Source organism: uncultured Veillonella sp., assembly GCF_963543145.1.
Classification (GTDB): domain Bacteria; phylum Bacillota; class Negativicutes; order Veillonellales; family Veillonellaceae; genus Veillonella.
This window is the reverse complement of sequence record NZ_CAUTZP010000011.1, coordinates 43,533-62,403: the sequence shown is the minus strand read 5'-3', so window position 1 is coordinate 62,403 and position 18,871 is coordinate 43,533. Positions and strand designations below refer to the sequence as shown.

Annotated in this window: 16 protein-coding genes; 7 read left to right on the top strand and 9 right to left on the bottom strand. The window is 39.2% G+C overall.

The annotated features are described in order from the left end of the window. Positions 1–105: 105 nt before the first annotated feature. Together RWZ05_RS06255 and RWZ05_RS06250 are read left to right on the top strand one after the other, a co-directional pair. A complete protein-coding gene (locus tag RWZ05_RS06255) occupies positions 106–1,848 on the top strand; it encodes an ABC transporter ATP-binding protein (protein ID WP_314642993.1) in 1,743 nt (580 codons plus the stop codon). Beyond that, complete coding sequence (locus RWZ05_RS06250) at positions 1,845–3,668, top strand: ABC transporter ATP-binding protein (protein ID WP_314642991.1); 1,824 nt, start codon at positions 1,845–1,847, stop codon at positions 3,666–3,668. The genes RWZ05_RS06255 and RWZ05_RS06250 overlap by 4 nt, the downstream gene beginning before the upstream one ends. A 933-nt stretch (positions 3,669–4,601) precedes the next feature. Here RWZ05_RS06250 and RWZ05_RS06245 read toward each other — a convergent pair. From RWZ05_RS06245 to RWZ05_RS06230, 4 genes are all read right to left on the bottom strand, one after another. After that, positions 4,602–5,426 carry a MetQ/NlpA family ABC transporter substrate-binding protein gene (locus RWZ05_RS06245; protein WP_314642990.1) on the bottom strand — a complete coding sequence of 275 codons (825 nt, stop codon included), beginning with the start codon at positions 5,424–5,426 and terminating at the stop codon, positions 4,602–4,604. Positions 5,427–5,480: 54 nt separating this feature from the next. Next, positions 5,481–6,152 carry a methionine ABC transporter permease gene (locus tag RWZ05_RS06240; RefSeq protein WP_005381510.1) on the bottom strand — a complete coding sequence of 224 codons (672 nt, stop codon included), beginning with the start codon at positions 6,150–6,152 and terminating at the stop codon, positions 5,481–5,483. Continuing rightward, positions 6,152–7,174: an ATP-binding cassette domain-containing protein gene (locus RWZ05_RS06235; RefSeq protein ID WP_314642987.1), complete on the bottom strand. Its 1,023-nt coding sequence runs from the start codon at positions 7,172–7,174 to the stop codon at positions 6,152–6,154. The genes RWZ05_RS06240 and RWZ05_RS06235 overlap by 1 nt, the downstream gene beginning before the upstream one ends. A 163-nt stretch (positions 7,175–7,337) precedes the next feature. After that, a complete protein-coding gene (locus tag RWZ05_RS06230; RefSeq protein WP_105084089.1) occupies positions 7,338–8,204 on the bottom strand; it encodes a DMT family transporter in 867 nt (288 codons plus the stop codon). 517 nt (positions 8,205–8,721) lie between these two features. Here RWZ05_RS06230 and pflB point away from each other — a divergent pair. From pflB to pflA, 3 genes are all read left to right on the top strand, one after another. Beyond that, positions 8,722–10,839: a formate C-acetyltransferase gene (pflB, locus tag RWZ05_RS06225; RefSeq protein WP_314642984.1), complete on the top strand. Its 2,118-nt coding sequence runs from the start codon at positions 8,722–8,724 to the stop codon at positions 10,837–10,839. 75 nt (positions 10,840–10,914) lie between these two features. Continuing rightward, a complete protein-coding gene (grcA3, locus tag RWZ05_RS06220) occupies positions 10,915–11,154 on the top strand; it encodes an autonomous glycyl radical cofactor GrcA3 (protein WP_005387698.1) in 240 nt (79 codons plus the stop codon). A 12-nt stretch (positions 11,155–11,166) separates the two neighbouring features. Next, on the top strand, positions 11,167–11,943 hold the full coding sequence (gene pflA, locus RWZ05_RS06215) for a pyruvate formate-lyase-activating protein (RefSeq protein WP_314642983.1): 777 nt from the start codon (positions 11,167–11,169) through the stop codon (positions 11,941–11,943). Between the two features lie 134 nt (positions 11,944–12,077). Here pflA and RWZ05_RS06210 read toward each other — a convergent pair whose 3' ends face one another. After that, positions 12,078–13,031, bottom strand: coding sequence for an NAD(P)-dependent oxidoreductase (locus tag RWZ05_RS06210; RefSeq protein ID WP_314642981.1), 954 nt, complete (start codon positions 13,029–13,031; stop codon positions 12,078–12,080). A 349-nt stretch (positions 13,032–13,380) separates the two neighbouring features. On the opposite strand from RWZ05_RS06210, the gene alr reads away from it, so the two are divergent. Further along, positions 13,381–14,493 (top strand): alanine racemase, encoded by a 1,113-nt coding sequence (gene alr / locus RWZ05_RS06205; protein WP_314642980.1) that lies wholly within the window; start codon positions 13,381–13,383, stop codon positions 14,491–14,493. A gap of 528 nt (positions 14,494–15,021) precedes the next feature. On the opposite strand, the gene RWZ05_RS06200 is transcribed toward alr, so the two are convergent. From RWZ05_RS06200 to RWZ05_RS06190, 3 genes are all read right to left on the bottom strand, one after another. Beyond that, the gene (locus RWZ05_RS06200) at positions 15,022–15,300 is read right to left on the bottom strand and encodes a PepSY domain-containing protein (RefSeq protein ID WP_314642979.1); all 279 of its coding nucleotides are present in this window, start codon (positions 15,298–15,300) and stop codon (positions 15,022–15,024) included. Positions 15,301–15,458: 158 nt separating this feature from the next. After that, the gene (locus tag RWZ05_RS06195; protein ID WP_314642978.1) at positions 15,459–16,067 is read right to left on the bottom strand and encodes a ribonuclease E; all 609 of its coding nucleotides are present in this window, start codon (positions 16,065–16,067) and stop codon (positions 15,459–15,461) included. 516 nt (positions 16,068–16,583) lie between these two features. After that, on the bottom strand, positions 16,584–17,147 hold the full coding sequence (locus RWZ05_RS06190; RefSeq protein ID WP_314642977.1) for a peptidase: 564 nt from the start codon (positions 17,145–17,147) through the stop codon (positions 16,584–16,586). A 159-nt stretch (positions 17,148–17,306) separates the two neighbouring features. On the opposite strand from RWZ05_RS06190, the gene fliB reads away from it, so the two are divergent. Then, a complete protein-coding gene (gene fliB, locus RWZ05_RS06185; RefSeq protein ID WP_314642975.1) occupies positions 17,307–18,215 on the top strand; it encodes a flagellin lysine-N-methylase in 909 nt (302 codons plus the stop codon). A 15-nt stretch (positions 18,216–18,230) separates the two neighbouring features. Here the strand turns inward: fliB and RWZ05_RS06180 are convergent, their stop codons facing one another. Further along, positions 18,231–18,839, bottom strand: a complete 609-nt coding sequence (locus RWZ05_RS06180; protein ID WP_314642974.1) for a hypothetical protein — start codon at positions 18,837–18,839, stop codon at positions 18,231–18,233. Positions 18,840–18,871: the final 32 nt, after the last annotated feature.

The window sequence follows — 18,871 nt, the reverse complement described above, 5'->3', positions numbered from 1 at the left end:
ATCGATAATAAACTTTTAGTAATAAATTTTATCTTACTAGATAATTTTAATTTTATACAATATAATGTAAATATCGAAAATTGTTAATTTATTAAGAGGATTCAAATGAAACCATTTATACATTATATAAAACCTTTATGGTTTCCTGCTGCCATAGTATCGCTTCTTTCCTTACTTACTGTAGCAGGCACATTATATATACCAACATTAACGGCAACCATCATCAATGATGGTGTCCTTAAAGGCGACCTGGAGATGATTACTAGCTCTAGCATGAACATGCTTGTTGTAGCATTACTAACGGTCCTATCCGCTATTCTAGGCGTTGCTATGAGTGCTCATATTTCAGCCTCTGTAGGCAAGGTAATGCGTGACGATCTAGTGAAAGCACTTCAATACTTTTCACTCCGCGACTTTACGCACTTTGGTACCGGTACCATATTGATGCGCACAAGCCGGGACGTAGAGAAAATTCAATCTGTCCTAGGAGAAGGCTTAAATATGATCCTGCCTATGCCGATTATGATATGTGTTGGCCTTGTCCTTACCTTCTACAAAAGTTGGCAATTAGGGCTTGTCATTCTCACCGTTATGGCCTGCATGATACTTACTATTATCTTTATTGAAAGCCGGGCCTTACCACTTATCAAGGCTATGCAATTAAAACTAGATGATATCACCGATATGGTTCGAGATCACATCGTAGGTATGCCGGTTATTAGAGCTTTCAACAGAAGCGACTACGAAAACCAAAAAGAAATTGCTATTTTTACAGAGTCCGCACAACTGAACAAAAAATTGCGCCAAACCTTTGCCATCGGATTACCAACGATACTCATTCTATTTAATATGAGTACTGTTGCTATTCTCTGGCTGGGCGGCTACAACGTCAGCATGGGCTCCCTACAAGTTGGTGATATTATGGCCGTTATCGAGTATGCGAACCTCATCCTATTAAGCATGCTCATGGCCATATTCGTAATCATCGACATCCCGGAAGCTATCGTGTGTTACGCTCGTATTCGTGAGTTGTTAGAACACGAAAATACCGATACATTCCCTGAACCGCATAACATTGTAACCGCAAACGATGATACACCGCTTCTCGAATTCCGCAACGTTACCTTCCGTTACGATAATGCGGAGTCCCCTGCCCTTGAAAATATCTCCTTTACCGTACATCATGGCGAAACCCTAGCGATTATGGGCGATATCGGTTCTGGTAAAAGTACAATCACCAATCTTATCCCTCGCCTATTCTCTATTGAATCTGGAGATATCCTCTTTGAAGGTAAGTCTATCTATGAATGGAATGTAGATGAGTTACGCGCCCATATTGGCTATGTACCACAAAAAGCCTATTTGTTTACCGGAACTATCGATATGAACGTACGATATGGGGCAGCGCCAAATCAAACAATTACCTCTCAAGATGTGGAAAATGCATGTCGACTCTCTAAGGCAGATGAGTTTATCAATCGTCTCGACGGCGGTTACCATTATATGGTCTCCCAAGGTGGTACTAATCTATCTGGGGGTCAACGGCAGCGCCTTGCCATGGCAAGAGCCTTAGTGCGTAAACCGGATTTATTCATATTTGACGATAGTTTCTCCGCCCTCGATGGCACTACAGAACGTGCTGTTCGTACAGCACTACATAAGGAATTGCAAAAGGATAATCGACCAGCCCTCATCTCCGTAGAGCAAAAGGTAAGCGCCGCAAAAAAAGCAGACCATATTTTAATCATTAACAGAGGTCGAGTTGCAGGATACGGCACACATGATGAACTAGCAACTACCTCTACTGTATATCAACAAATTTTAGCATCTCAGGAGGTGACAGCATGAGCCCATTACGTCGTTTCCTAGTCGAATCTAAAAGCCAATGGGGTTGGCTGGCACTCCTCATCTTAGCACTCATTACTGCGGCTATGTTTGAGGTTTCCGCCCCAATTTTACTCGGTAAAATTGTAGATGCTATCGTCAGCGGTTTAAAAGCCGAGCAAGACATACATACGATCATAACCTCTGTAGATACTATTATTCTCTGGCTCATTGCCATCTATAGCGGTCATGCATTATTTACCTACTTTGGTGAATATATGATGGCATCTATCGGTTCAAAAACAGTATTAGCCTTACGTACGCGTATGAGTACTCATTTATACTCATTGCCTATAGAGTACTTTCACGATCACCAGCGAGGCGATTTACTAAGCCGCCTTACCTCTGATTTAGATACTGTGGCAGAAACCATTGGCGAAGGCGTACCAGGCCTCGTGTCCGCCATTATTGGCATTATCGGTGCTACTGCTATGATGCTCTGGATTAGCCCTATTCTAGGAGTATCTATCATCGTCATTATACTAATTGGTATCGTATGCTTAACGTGGCTATCTAAACGAGCACGCCGCGTGTACCTTAAGAACCAAACCGCTTTGGGTGCTTTCAATAGCGGTATTGAAGAAATCGTTGTAGGAAAACCAATCATTCAAACCTTTGGCCTAGAAGAAACTATGACGAAACAAGTACAGGTACTGAACGAGAATCTATTCAAAACCATGCGAAGCGCCGCCTTTACGAGTCAGCTCGTAGAACCTCTTGTAAAATTTCTAAATCAATTCACCTATTGCCTCGTCGCTATTCAAGGGGGCCTCATGGTGTTGCGTGGGTCCATTTCTATCGGTGACATCCAAGCCTTCTTCCTCTACGTAGGACAGGTGTCAGATCCACTCTCTCGTAGTTCCTACATTATGACAAAATTCCAAGAAACGACCGCCGCTTTAGGCCGAATTTATGAGGTCATAGATACACCCTCTGAAATTGATAATGGAAAACTTGTGTTATCTAATAGTAAATCTGATATCAACACAGATACGATTAGCTCGGATTCATCTATAATGGCTAATACATCGAGTCATATAACACATACAGGCTCTATCGATTTTGAACACGTTGATTTTGGCTATACCCCCTCCAATGGGTTTATGAAAGATATCAACATTCATATTCCTGGTGGCTCCATGGTAGCTATTGTAGGCCCTACGGGAGCTGGTAAATCAACCTTGGTGAATCTCCTCATGCGCTTTTATGATATTATGGATGGTCGCATCACCATCGATGGCGTCGACATTCGTGATGTATCTCGTGAAAGCTTACATAATATGGTAGGCATGGTGTTACAAGATGCTTGGATTTTCACAGGCACTATTGCTGATAACATCGGCTACGGTAAGCCAAATGCTAGTCGTGAAGAGATCGAATACGTTGCCAAACTGGCTATGGCAGATCACTTTATCCGTACCTTGCCAGATGGTTATGATACAGTGCTCAAACAAGGTGGTGATGACCTGTCCCAAGGTCAACGTCAATTAATTACCATTGCTCGCGCCTTCTTAGCGGACCCTAGCATTCTCATCCTGGACGAAGCAACAGCTAACGTCGACACTCGTACTGAGGTAGAGGTTCAAAAAGCCATGAACACCCTCCTTAAAGGGCGTACCAGCATCGTCATTGCCCATCGCCTATCCACAATAAAAAATGCCGATTTCCTACTAGTAGTAGAAAACGGCACCATTGTCGAACAAGGGACACACCACGAACTGATGGAACGCGGTGGTCACTATAAAACACTCTATGAAAACTATGCGGCGGGAATAAGTATATAAAATTCATATAACACTGAATAATTTATAACTTTTAGTGAAAAATGGTATCCCCATCTCTATAAATATATACTTTATCAGCCTCGATATTAATCATTTCTTTAATATACTCCAATGTAAATATTAGTACTAAAATAAAGATGTTACCAACCTTTCCAAATCCGGTAATGGGAAGGAGGTGCATTATGCGTAGTACGTTTGTTTCTCTTCTCTTAGCAGTCACGATAAATATAATTTCTTATTATATTTGTAAATGGTTAGACTTGCTATTTTTGTTAATTGGTAATTAGCCTCGGATTGTTTTCCGTAAAAAACAAAGAACCACTGATAAGCTGCAACTTATCAGTGGTTCTCTTATTTGTGCATATGCATAGCACGTTTCTCTAGTAAAAGTATATCATGAACCTATCTAGAGGGCAAGCAGAACATAAAGATACTTTATTATGATGAACTGCACCGAACACAATATATCGTTGATATCTTTCATCTTTTCATATATAGTAACCATAGAAGCAGAATTACTGGTCTGACCACCTGTATCTTTATATACAGCAGCAGCAGTAATTCTGCTTTTTTTGTTATCATATATAATTTCATATAAATTGAAATCATTAGGTGAAACCCTTATTTCAATCAAATCTTGTTCGCAAGTTAACCTAATAGCACCTTAATTAAACACATCAAAATCATGTGGTGAGCCATGCCAAATAGCTTGATAGTACTGATAATTATACTGTTTTCGAAGCTTGTCTAGATCTTTTTCGTTTAGTATACTATTGTTAATCATAAACTGACTAACACTCATTTGCCCGTTTGATTGGACGTTATTGACTGTTAGTTGGTTTATTTTTTTTGCATTACCATACAATAGAGTTATAAAACCAAAGAACAAGCAGAACATAAATATACTTTATTACGATTCAGTATCTCCCTTTTTTATTCAACTTTTGGTACGAACCATAGGCCATTGTTATTTTTTTCCATGTAGTCTTTAAATTCTTGAGAATGATAAGCTGCTACAATGTCTTTTGCCCATTGTGCATCTTTGTTTTTCTCATTAACTACGAGTTGTAACAACCATTGTGGTAATACGTCTTCATTTGCCAATGCAGATTTAGGATCGATTTTTGCATTATAGATAACCGCACCAGTAATGACAATGTAATCGAAATCAGTACGTACAGAAGGAATGGTAAGGGACTTCATTTCTGTAAATTTAAGATGTTTAGGATTTTCAATAATATCCGCTTGTGTTACTGTCGCTAAGTCTTTATTTGGATCAAGTTTAATCCAACCGATTTTTTGCAATAACGCATACGCACGAGCCATGTTGGATGCATCATTAGGTACTGCAATAGTATCGCCATCTGCCACTTGGTCTAAAGATGTTTTAGAACCACTAAAGATACCTGCTGGTACTGTTGGAATTGGAGTTAAGGCTACAAGATGGCCATTTTGTTTTTCATTGAAGTTTTTCATGTATGCTGTATGTTGTTCAACGTTGAAATCTACTTCACCATCACTCAACACTTGGTTTGCTTGTACCAAGTCAGACATATCTACACCTTTAAAGGTATAACCTTGTTTTTCCAAAATTGGTTTTACACCTTTTTCAAACAATTCAGAGTAAGGGCCTTGAGATTTACTATAGCTTAATTCCTTTTTAGCGCCATTATCACTATTGTTTGAGCCGCAGCCTGCAATAAAAGCTACGCTAAATACTAATGCCGCACCAAGGGCAATGATTTTTTTTAATTTCATGATATATTCTCCTACACTTTCACAATCAAAATAACTAGAATCTATTTCATCAAATTAGGAACGACGCGCACGACGTGCAAAGTAGTTACCTATTGTTTGAATAATTTGAACAAAAATAATTAAAATAACAACGGTAAATAGCATCAATGGGAAGTTCAACCGTTCATAACCATAGGTAAGAGCCAAATCACCTACACCACCTGCACCAATGGCACCAGCCATAGCAGTAGCACCGATAAGACCTATGGTACCTGTTGTAATAGATAGAATAAGCGACCCCTTTGCCTCCGGTAAAAGGAAATGCCAAATCACCTCAAAATGTGAGGCACCCATTGATTGTGCCGCCTCGATAATTCCTTTATTAACCTCTAAAATAGAGTTTTCAAAGAGCCGAGCTAGATAAGGGGCAATAAATATAACAAGTGGTACGATAGCTGCCGTTGTTCCCACACGAGTCCCTACAATCATCTTTGTTAATGGTAAGATAAACACCATCAAAATGATAAATGGTACGGAACGCACAATATTAACAATTGTATTTGTAATGGTATAAACAATACTATTTTTAACGATACCATTAGGATTTGTTACTACCAGTGTAACTGCGATAATTAGACCTAATACAGTACCAATGAATAGAGATAGAAACACCATATATAATGTTTGTTCTGCGGCTAGTAATAATTGCGAGCCGGGAACACCAAGTTCTTGCATAAAGAAGTCCATTATAGTGTCACCTCCTGCCATTCAATACCTTGTGTCACAAGATATTCTTTTACCTTGCCCACTTCAAGATCATCACCAATAAACTGAACAATAAAAATACCAAGTACTGTATGTTCTAACTCTGTTACCGTAGCAAATAACACGCTCGTTTCTAAATCAAAAGTTTTATTAATATGATATAAAACATTATCGGTCGTATTATTACCTAAGAAATGCATCTTAAGAATTGTATATGGTCGCTTATCACAGGCCAATGTATGTTTCACTGCTGATGGAATTTCATCAGGAATGACAGTTCTAACAAATCGTTTCGTTGTTTCATGTTTAGGTTTACTAAACACCTCAAGTACAGATCCACTCTCTATGAGCTTCCCATGTTCCATAACCACAACGCGATTACAAATTTTTTGAATTACATCAATCTCATGAGTTACGATAACAACTGTTACCCCCAGTTCACGATTAACGCGCTCTAATAGTTGAAGAATAGACTCTGTCGTATCTGGATCAAGAGCACTTGTTGCTTCATCGCAAAGCAAAATTGATGGATCTGTAGCTAGCGCACGAGCAATACCTACACGCTGCTTTTGACCACCAGATAATTCTCCAGGATATGCATTTGCTTTATCGCCTAAATCAACAAAATCTAACAAGGTTTTAACCTTGTTATCAATTTCTAATTTAGGAACCTTATTTAGAATCAATGGAATCGCCACATTATCATACACAGATTTAGCATTCAATAAATTGAACTGTTGAAATACCATACCTATGCGCTTACGAACCTTTCTGAGGTCATTAAAACTCAAGCCATTGATATTCACACCATCTATTTCAACATGACCAGAGGTAGGTACCTCTAAAGCATTAATCATTCGCAACAGTGTAGATTTACCAGCTCCACTGAAACCAATAATACCAAATATATCGCCTTTTTCTATGGTGAAGTTTACATCAGATAATGCGGTAACCTTTTGCTTATTAACATCAAATGTTTTCGTTACATTTCGTATAGCAATCACTGTACCACCTCTTTCCTTTTAAATCTATAGGAATTAATCCTATTTTAAAACATATCTTTAAGGTATGTTTTAATGATATACCTAGATTACTACAATTTATAAGGACTGTCAAACAAAAAAAAGAACCTCGCCCATTAAAAGGTTGAGATTCTTTTTTGTTAACTTATCTATATCGATTAAATAAGAATAATGATCCTAATATAATTGGTGCCCCAATATAAAGTCCCATGTTTGGTATTTCACCGAGCAAAAAGGCTGCTACTATAGCTGCCACGATTGGCGAAATATACATAAAGTTAGTTACATCAGACACCTTTTCGGCATGTTCAAAAGCATAGCTCCAGAATACAAATCCTAAGGCACTGGAAAAGAAAGCCAGATACACCATGGCCAGTTGTGCACTAAGAGGTGCCTGCACAATCATTTCAATAGCATGATCTGCAAAAGGCAGTGCCATAATGGCACCTGTAAACATTGACCACATAGCTATAGTAATGGAGTTATAACCTTTCAAACTAAGGCCTCGATTGAGGATGTTATACATCGCAAACAATATCATACCTAATAAAGTCCACAATGCACCCAGAGGAATTGTAAGGGTAGAATTCCAAAGAATAATTATGGCTACACCTATAAATGCAGTGATGGTAAAGATCCATCCGGCAGGACGTATTCTATCTTTATACACCACTAACGCTAAAAGTGCTGTCGTCATGGGCGTTAACGCCATAATAATACTTGATGTAGCCGCTGGGATTGTGCGAAGCCCTTCATTAAAAACAACTTGATAAACGAAGTTCCCTGTAGCACCTAACAAAATATATATGCCCCACTCACGCCAAGATGTAGGGATGTGTAAGCCTTTGAATACACCAATAATGAGCATTAGTATAGCTCCACCTACAACTCTTGCTACAGAGAGTGTCAATGCATCTACTGATTGCAATGCAAGTTTACCAAACGGAAATGCGGTAGCCCATACGGCAATCGTGGCAGATGCACCCAAAATAGCTTTCATCCGATTTGTCATTAACATCCACCTTTCGCAGTATCTTTATAGGATCTTTATATTTACGTTAAGCTAAATACATTTATGTTAAACAAAACACACTTATGTTAAGCTAAATACACTTATTCTAAAGTGATTGAGGACTAACGCATCCTAACTACACTAAGTCTATCAAAACACCGTATAAATTACATAACATATTTTAATATTACCATAATACATTACTAATACCATAAAAATTTAAACCTCTTATATCGAATTCTTTCTATTTATTGATATAAATTTTCATTATCTGATAATAATAGAATTGTCCTAACACCTTAGCATACATCGTTCAAATATTACTTCCTGTTACTATAGCTACAGGCTTTATAAGGAATACAAACCACTAACTTTAAATATAAATAACTGCTATACTTACGAAAAGTGCATAGCAAGTATTGAAAATTTATATCATTTAAAATTTGTTAAATCAGGACAAACATTGTACACTATAGGCATAGAAATCTATAGTTATATCCTTTTATGGAGGTGCAAAATGCAACATACTGCATGGAAAGATTTTAACACAGGTGTGTGGGATAAAGCCGTTGACGTACGCGACTTTATTCAAAGAAACTATATCCCCTATGAAGGGGACGATTCCTTCCTTGCTGGTCCTACAGAAAGAACCACAAAATTATGGGACCAAGTAATGAAGCTTTATGAAGAAGAACGTGAAAAAGGCGGCATGCTTGATGCTGATACTTCCGTGGCCACACACATTACTGCTCATGCGCCAGGATATATCGACAAAGACCTTGAAACAATCGTTGGTTTGCAAACTGATAAACCATTAAAACGCGCTATGTTCCCTTATGGTGGCTTGCGTACTGCGAAATCCGCTATTGAAGAATATGGCTTCAAAATGGATCCGCAAACAGAAGACTTCTTCAAAAAACATCGTAAAACTCACAATGATGGCGTATTTGATGTATATACACCAGAAATGCGTGCCGCTCGTACGGCTCATATCGTAACTGGTCTGCCTGATGCTTACAGCCGCGGCCGTATCATCGGTGACTATCGCCGTATCGCTTTGTATGGTGTAGATTACCTCATCGAAGATAAAAAAGAACAATTCAGCATTACTATGGGCGATATGCTAGAAGACGTAATTCGCGACCGCGAAGAGATTCAAGAGCAAATCCGTTCCTTAAAAGAATTGAAAGAAATGGCTGCGTCTTATGGTTATGATATTTCTGGACCAGCTAAAGACGTTAAAGAAGCTATGCAATGGATTTACTTCGGCTACCTTGGTGCTATTAAAGAGCAAAATGGTGCTGCTATGTCCATCGGCCGTAACTCTACATTCCTAGACATTTACGCAGAACGTGACCTTCGCAATGGCACATATACAGAAGAGCAAATCCAAGAATTCGTAGATCATTTCATCATGAAATTGCGTATGGTTCGCTTCGCACGTATCCATGAATACAACAACTTGTTCACAGGCGATCCTGTTTGGACAACTGAATCTATCGGTGGTATGGGGACTGACGGCCGTACATTAGTTTCTAAAATGTCCTTCCGTTACCTACATACATTGACTAACCTTGGTCCTGCTCCAGAACCAAACCTCACTGTATTATGGTCCCCTCGCATGCCTATCGGCTTCCGCCGTTTCTGTGCAAAACTATCTATTGAAACATCTTCCATCCAATACGAAAACGACGACTTAATGCGTCCTAACTCTGGTGATGACTACGCTATCGCATGCTGTGTATCCCCAATGCGTATTGGTAAAGAAATGCAATTCTTCGGCGCTCGTTCTAACCTAGCTAAATGCTTGCTTTATGCAATCAATGGCGGCGTTGATGAAAAATTGAAAAAACAAATTGGTCCTAAATACCGCCCTATCACTTCTGAATATTTAGAATTCGATGAAGTATGGGAGAAATTCGACGACATGATGGAATGGTTAGCAGGCGTATATGTAAACGCATTGAATATCATTCACTACATGCACGATAAATATGCTTATGAAAAACTAGAAATGGCATTGCATGACCGCAAGGTAACTCGTTGGTTTGCAACTGGCATCGCTGGTTTATCCGTAGTAGCTGACTCCTTGTCCGCTATTAAATATGCTAAGGTAAAACCTATTCGTGACGAAAACGGCATCGCTGTTGATTTCGAAATCGAAGGGGACTTCCCTAAATATGGTAACGATGACGATCGTGTAGATAGCTTGGCAGCAAAAGTTGTTTCCACATTTATGAATAAAATTCGTAAACATCCTACATACCGTCAATCCGTTCCTACTATGAGCTTGTTAACAATTACTTCCAACGTAGTATATGGTACTGCAACAGGTTCTACTCCAGATGGCCGTAAAGCTGGTGAAGCTTTCGCTCCTGGTGCTAACCCAATGCATGGTCGTGACACTCACGGCGCTATTTCTTCGTTGGCATCCGTAGCAAAAATGCCATGGCGTGATAGCTCCGATGGTATTTCCAATACCTTCTCTATCATTCCTGACGCATTAGGTAAATCTGGTGAAACATTTGTGTCCGTCAGCGATTTTGATATTGAGTTAGATCCATCTCAATTGCCTAATTCCAATACAAACTTCGCTTGCAGCGAACCAAATGTTACTATAAAGGAAGATAAATAACGTCTTCCATAGTATCGAGTTGCTTTCACCGGCACCGATATGAGTGTTAGTCTTGGTTGAAAGGAGGTAATACCCATGAGCAACCAACAACAAATCGATAACTTGGTAGAGTTATTGGATGGCTATTCCCAAAAAGGCGGTCATCATTTGAACGTTAACGTGTTCACTCGCGAAACATTGTTAGACGCTCAAAAACATCCTGAGTTGTACCCTCAATTGACTGTTCGTGTGTCTGGTTATGCAGTGCACTTCAGCAAATTGACTAAAGCACAACAGGACGAAGTTATTTCCCGTACATTCCATCAACAAATCTAATCGAGGTTTTCTATGACAGGACGTATTCATTCGGTCGAAACGATGGGTACGGTTGATGGTCCAGGCATGCGCATGGTGGTTTTTCTCCAAGGATGCCCCATGCGTTGTGCTTATTGCCACAATCCCGACACATGGAATGAAACTAGCGATGATGCGAAGTTCATGACTGTTGAGGAGTTGTGGGACCAGTACGAAGGTAACCGTCAGTTTTATACTAATGGTGGTATCACCGTCACAGGTGGGGAAGCTCTCATGCAAATTGACTTTGTTACTGAGCTTTTCACATATTTCCGTGAAAGAAACGTCCATACCTGTTTAGATACAAGTGGAATTTGTTTTGATCCCCACCAAGAGGTGGCCTATCGTAAGTTACTCAGCGTCACTAGTCTCGTCATCCTAGACCTTAAAGAAATCGATCCTGATAAACATCTGTGGTTAACAGGCAAACCGTTAGAGCCCATTCTCGGTTTTGCTCGATTGACAGCAGACGTAGAAGTTCCCATTTGGGTTCGTCACGTTGTAGTCCCTACGATTACAGATAATGCGGATCATCACTATCGTCTAGGCTTTTTCCTAGGATCCCTGAAAAACTTACAAGCCGTTGATTGCTTACCATATCACGTTATGGGTACTGCTAAATATAAGGAGTTAGGTATTACCTATCGCCTAGAGGGCATACCAGCTGCCACAAAAGACATTGCAGCTAAAGCGACAAAAACCGTGGTGGAAGGCATCAAGGCCTATCGACGCCATTGGTGGAGTCCCATCAAAACACAACATCAATCATAATCAAGTTTGAGGATAACTACCTCCCTTGATATATATATACATATATACCAAGACTTGATCTATGATAGCCCTAAACAATAGAGCCGCCCCCACACAACCGGGGACGGCTCTTATTGTTTGTTCTAATATCTATTTTATTTAGATACTACATTAATAGGTTCACCTTTGAAGAAGGCTTGTACATTGTCACGAATGATACCTACCAAGCGTTGGCGTGTTTCTAGACCTTTCCAGCCCATATGAGGTGTAAGGATAACATTATCTAATGTATATAGAGGGCTATCCTCTGCTGGAGGTTCTACCTCTTGTACATCGAGACCTGCACCTGCAATGCGTTTAGCCGCTAATGCTTCACAAAGGTCTGCTTCATTAATAAGTGGACCACGACCAGTATTGATGATGACTGCACTAGGTTTCATTTTACCGATAGTTTCTTTATTAATCATGTGCTTAGTTTGGTCATTCAATGGGCAATGCAATGTAATATAATCGCTATTTTCTAGTAATTCATCAAGACTTACATAGCGAATACCATCACCATCAGCCTTTGGTGTACGTGTATGAACCAAGATATTCATGCCCAGAGCTTTTGCAACTTTAATCACTTCCATACCAATGTGACCAGCACCAACAACACCTAATGTTTTACCATTCACTTCTGTATGGCTCACTTGTAAATATTTTGTGAAATTACTGCGATCACCTTTAGCAAGCATGCTGATTTGTTGCTGCATAGTGGACGCAAAATTCAGAATCATCATGATTACCGTATGTGCTACGCGCTCTGTACTATAGGCTGGAATATTACATACAGTGATACCTCGTTCCTTAGCCGCGTTGAGGTCAATATTATTATAGCCTGTCCCCGCTTCTACGATGAGTTTTACAGTATCTGGGAATTGTGAAAGTAAATCAGCCCCTACTGGTAATTCTTTTGTAACTACAACGCGAGCCCCTTGAATACGTTCAATAAGCTCTGTATTTGTGCTATCATCATAAACCTGTACATCACTAGATAATACAGAAAAATCTAATGCATTGTCGTAATTCATTTTACTTGCATTTACTACTACTACACGTTCGCTCATATGAGCCTCCTAAATATAAATTAAATTCTATAGACTGTTCTATATAAATTATACTATAAATTGAATAAGTTGATATTACCAATAACTCATAGTCCATACCATACAGACATATTAAAGGAAAATGTCCTTTTGAAAACAACTAAAATAATAAAACTTATTTTAAAATCCTTTGCTATTTAGATACTACATTAATTAGTATACTTTCACAATTATTGTATATAATATATGCAGAAAAGCTATGAAATTCATAACGAAACCAATATTTCTGTATAAAACTTTCACAAAAGTATTGTGTAATTCCCCAAAAGTTATAAAATAAAAGTAATGTTATATAGAATTGAGGAATACCATGAGACCCACCTATTTGACCATAAATACTAGTCTCGTTCGTGAGAACTTGCGCAAAATTAAAGATAGTTTACCGGAATGGAGCACATCTACTGCTGTTATCAAAGCCAATGGCTATGGCCACGGCAGCGTTATGATGGGCCGTATTGCTGTAGAGGAAGGGTATGAATCCTTAGCGGTTGCCATTCCCGAGGAGTCTGTACCGCTTCGCAACGCAGGTATTATGGTACCAATCTATCTACTAGGTCTCACACGCCCACAATCATTTGAGCTTATAGCAGACACCAATTCCATTCCTGCTGTATGCGAATCTACTGATTTGGAAGCGCTCGATAAAGTAGCAGAAAATCACGATATGATCATCCGCGTCGCTGTCGCTGTTGATACGGGCATGCATCGTATCGGTATTAAACCTGAAGATGCTGTAGAGTTCATTAAACGCGTCGAATCCTACGAAAATCTTGAAGTAGATGGTTTCTTCTCCCATATGAGTAATGCGGACGCTGCAGATCAAACACATGCACATAGCCAAGCTATGAAATTTCATCGCATGGTAGATGAAATCAAAGCCTTTCGACCAGATGCAGATTATCGCTTCTCCCTCGCCAATAGCGCTGGTTTATTGTCCGTAAAAGATAGCTTGTTCACCGATGCTCGTCCTGGTATCATTCAATACGGTATTATGCCGTCTTTAGATGTGCCAAATCGCTTAGGCTTAAAACCGGTCTTATCCTTCCATAGCGAAGTCGTTCACGTCCAACAAGTTCCGGCAGGCGAAGGCATCGGCTATGGTTCTACGTATATCACAACTGAGCCTATGACAATTGCTACAATTCCTGTAGGTTATGCTGACGGATATCCTCGTAGCTTATCTAATCGAGGCACCGTGTTGATTCACGGCACTCGCTGCCCTGTAGTAGGCCGCATCTGTATGGACCAATTCATGGTAGCCGTTCCAGATACAATTACGGTGAAACCTGGTGACAAGGTTGTCCTCTTAGGTTCTCAAGGCCATGAAAGTATCTCCGCACTTGAGATTGCCGCCCTTGCGTCTACGATTCCTTACGAGATTTTCTGTGGCTTCTCAGAACGCGTACCTCGCCAATATATATAAAGTTATTTGTACTTTACAATTAAATATCGCCTCCTTTTTAAGGAGGCAACACTATGGCAAAAAGAGCAGATGAAATTAAACATCTGCTCTTTTTGCAATTCTTATAAACTTATATCTTATACCTTATGTCTTCTATGTGATATAAAATATGCCACGAAAAAAGCCCGTAATACATGCAGCGGTCTACATGCATTACGGGCTTTCCGGCTCCCCTATACCTAGCGTACTGTAAAGCAGTTACATTCTTATTGTGAGAGAGAGTATTATATACCAAGTATATAATCTTATGATTGGGAGGGAACCACAATTCATAAGGGGCCCTCTGAACGACAGACGGCATAGGAGAGAGTCAATGTTTGTCTATCCAATCCAGAGGGCTGCGTGTGTGTAATTGTTTATTGTATGTGTATTATGTGTGTATTGTGTATGTGTGTGTAAGTGTATTTATGTTTTGTGTGTATAGTATTGGGTGTTTAGTGTTCGTGTTAAAAGGGTTTGCTTTACAGTGGTATAGGAATAAGGGTTTACTTATTTTACTGCCATACCTGTTTTTGCATCTAATACGATAGACACAGGTTTATTTTGTGCATCATGGAACTCTACATTGTATACAGGTTTACCATTTTGATTAGATACAGACCAAGAGTTAATGCCCGTTGCTACGTTACCAGTCTGTGCGAAGGCTGCATTGATTGCCACATGTGGAGGTAACACAGTGCCGGCATCAATAGCACTAGCTTCCATAGATGCATCATATGCTTTAGGAGTACCTTCAGTTACATTGCCTGTGGCTACATCAAGTGTCATAGAATGAGCACCATTGGCATTGAAACCAGCTACTTCATAGATAGCAGTCTTATCTGCCGCTTTGAAGGATACATTCGTAATCTTAGAGTCACCAAATTTAGTTTCGAATTGATTGATTAAATAATTAGCACCAATTACGAAAATACTATTTTGATCGACTACGCCTGCGGGCTGACTTGTTGTGTTAGATTGTGATTTTCTACTTTTAGAGTTTTTTTTTCCTCTTTTGTAGTTTCTTTTTTATCAGCTTTTTTCTCTTCTTTTACAGCTTTTGCTTTAGTAGCTTTATCTGCTTGCGCTTTGTTATTGTTTTTAACTTCTTTTTCAGCTTTTACAGAAGTCTCTGTTTTTTTATCACCGACGCGTACTACTTTAGCTTCACTAGGAGCTTTTGCTACAGCTGCTGTTTCAATAGCAGGAGTTGCTGCTGCTGGATTAGCTGCTGCTGGAACTACAGTTTCTTGAGCTACTGGAGTTTTAATATTTTGAGTAGCAGTTGGAACTGGTGTAGTATTTTGAACAGGTTGTACTGGAGTAGTTTCTGTTTTAGGCGCCACTGGAGCAACCTCAGTTTTAGCCACTTGAGCCACTTCAATTTTAGGAGCAGCTTGACCTGCTGCAGGTTGTGCCACTGGAGTTGCTGTTACTGCTACTTCTTGTGCCACAGGTACTGGTGTTGCTTGTTCAGCAGCTGTTACTGCTACAGTAGCACCGAATACGCCAGCTACCGCTAACGCAATACTGCTTTTAAGAATAGATTTTTTCATAATATCCTCCTTGATAATTCATATACATGTAACATTTCACATATATATTTTTTAACCAACTCGGTGTTATCGATATAGTTCCAAAACATATATCTAGCGTGGACTGTAGATATATAGTCTGGAAAATCCGATATATTTGAGTTTCGTCCTTAGACTGGTACACATACTATCGACAGTCGATGAAATAAAAATGTAGAACCATAACGAAAGCCCTATTTTGTAGTGAGTCTAAAATGAATTTGCATATATTTAAAATGAAATTCTATAGTTTCCGATTTCTATCTAAATATTCTATGAATACAAAATTAATAGCCGTCCATCCCATGTATAAAGGACGAACGGCATACAGCTACAAGTCTCACTATCTTTAGATTTGCATTCATGAGCAAACTTTCACAAAAAATGCCCCAATACTAGTAAATTTTTATGAAAGAACTAGTATTGAGGCATTTAATTATTATAATTAAAATTAATTAACTAGGAATTATTAAGCTATAATTACTAGTCAACTATGCATTAGTCAGCAAACTTAACAGAAAGTAATGTACCATTTATAGCGTCAATGCGTACATCAACCTCTTTGTCCCCTTCGGTACCAAAGGTAACTTTGTAAATAATCTTACCTTTTTCATGATGCACAGACCATTCATTAAGGCTCGTAGCTTTTCCTTGCGTTTGAGCGTAAGCAAAATTAACTACTGCAGCTGGAGGCAAAACTACACGAGGATCAAAGGATTTTTTCTTCAAGGATTTATGATAGTCACCTTCACGTCTTTCAAAGATTTGATTAGTTGCATAGATATAAGTTAACTCATACTTGCCACTTTCATCAACCCCTTCTACTTCATACTTGATTTGACCGCCGTCAGCATCAAAAGCAATCTCCGTAATAACAGCATTAGGATGATTTTGAATAAAGGCATTTAACAAACCATTAGCACCGACAATCGCTGCATGGTTGCCATCAACAACTGCAACAGTTGGCTCTACGGCTACTAAAGGGGCGGCACTCGCGTTAGGCATGCCAAACACTGCTGCTAACGCCAATACAAGGCTACCTTTTATAAGTAATGATTTCATAGGCTCCTCCATCTCTCTAACAGGACCATATAGTATATATACAATTATACACTAAATTGATAAGCTTTATGAATCTTTATTTATAATATTAGTGCATGGACCTACGCCCTATGATACAATGCACGTAGAATAATTTTTGTAACTACAAGTGAGCGGACTATGATTTCAATTTACCCTACAATATATCACGAATTTCAGTGCAAAGCTGATCGCTGTGAAAATACATGCTGCCAACTTTGGACCATCGATATCGATGAACCGACAGCTGAGCGCTATCATACTATGACAGGGCCTCTTGGTGAAAGCTTACGCCAAGCGATTACCGTTGATGATGAAGGCAGCCATTTCGTATTCTCAAAAGAACAACCTATGTGCCCTTTACTCAATGAAAAAGGTCTTTGCAAAGTAGTGCTCGAATTAGGTGAAGAAGGTCTTTGCGACACCTGTCATATGCATCCTCGCTTTTATAAATATATCGAAGACCTAGAGCTATGTGGTATTGGTTTATCTTGTGAAGCATCCGTGGAACTACTCGCAAAAGACGATACTAATAGAGAGTTAGTTTTTACTATTGAAGATGATGATAATGAATTTGGTCCTGATGAGCGGTTAAAGCTAGAAAATGTATTTCAACTATTAGCCTTCGATTTGGAGCCTGCCCTATTTCAATATACGCCAACCCCGAGTGCAAAGTATTATAAACAGCTATTAGATCTCTACAAGACTACGGAGCCTATCGATGAGGACTGGACTACACAAGTCAACACATTGTCTAAGGATATAGACCTGGTCGTTACATCTGTTAAAAGTTATATACATCAACAGGATATGAGCATTTTTAATAAAGTCTACCAATATATCTTGTATCGCCAAATCGATATGCTTGCAGACTATTCCTTAGAAGCTATTATCGCCTATGCAAAGGATGGTACTGAATACATGCTCATGACGAGCGCCATCGAAGGAAAGCCTTTAAAACAAATTGCCCGATGGTCACAACAAATTGAATACGACGAAGATAATGTAGAGCTATTATTAAGCACTAAAAAACCTCCTAGCATAAACTAGGAGGTTTTAATGTATTTACGCAAAGAGCATACGCATAATCCAGTTATATAAAAGGTTAATAATAAATAAGACCACATAAACGGCCCCTACTGTAAGAGGCTCAACTTTCATAAGACGAGATAAAAGCATGACTGCTACGTAAATAACGGCCCCCATATACGCTAAGCCCAATGGAACTAAGAGGACCATCAAAACAGGAGCAATGTAAATACAAACGATAGATACTAAGATTAATGCCAATCCCAATACCCCTGTATACCCTTCGATATAAGCTGTTCCCATTAATACTTGTTTGAAGTCAAATTCACGATCAAGTAGTGCACTCAGTAGTTTCCACAAAATAAAACTACCAACAAACCAATAAATGCCCAGTCCAATGACCTCACGCAGGATGGAAAATATACCATATACGGCAGGTATAAAGCCTAATAAAAAGCCTCCAAAAGTGGCAACCAAAGGCAATAATACAATCCCTAAGGCAAAGCCTAAAATATGGGTAGCACACCAACCGGCTAGCCCCGCTTTGATACCCTTCTCTAACGTACCAAACCAGAAAATTTCATCTATCCCCTTCTTTGGTGAACGTACCAATAGGGATATTTCTCGTAAAAATGTCGTATCCATAACTAACTCCGCTCTCAACTACACTCTAAAGT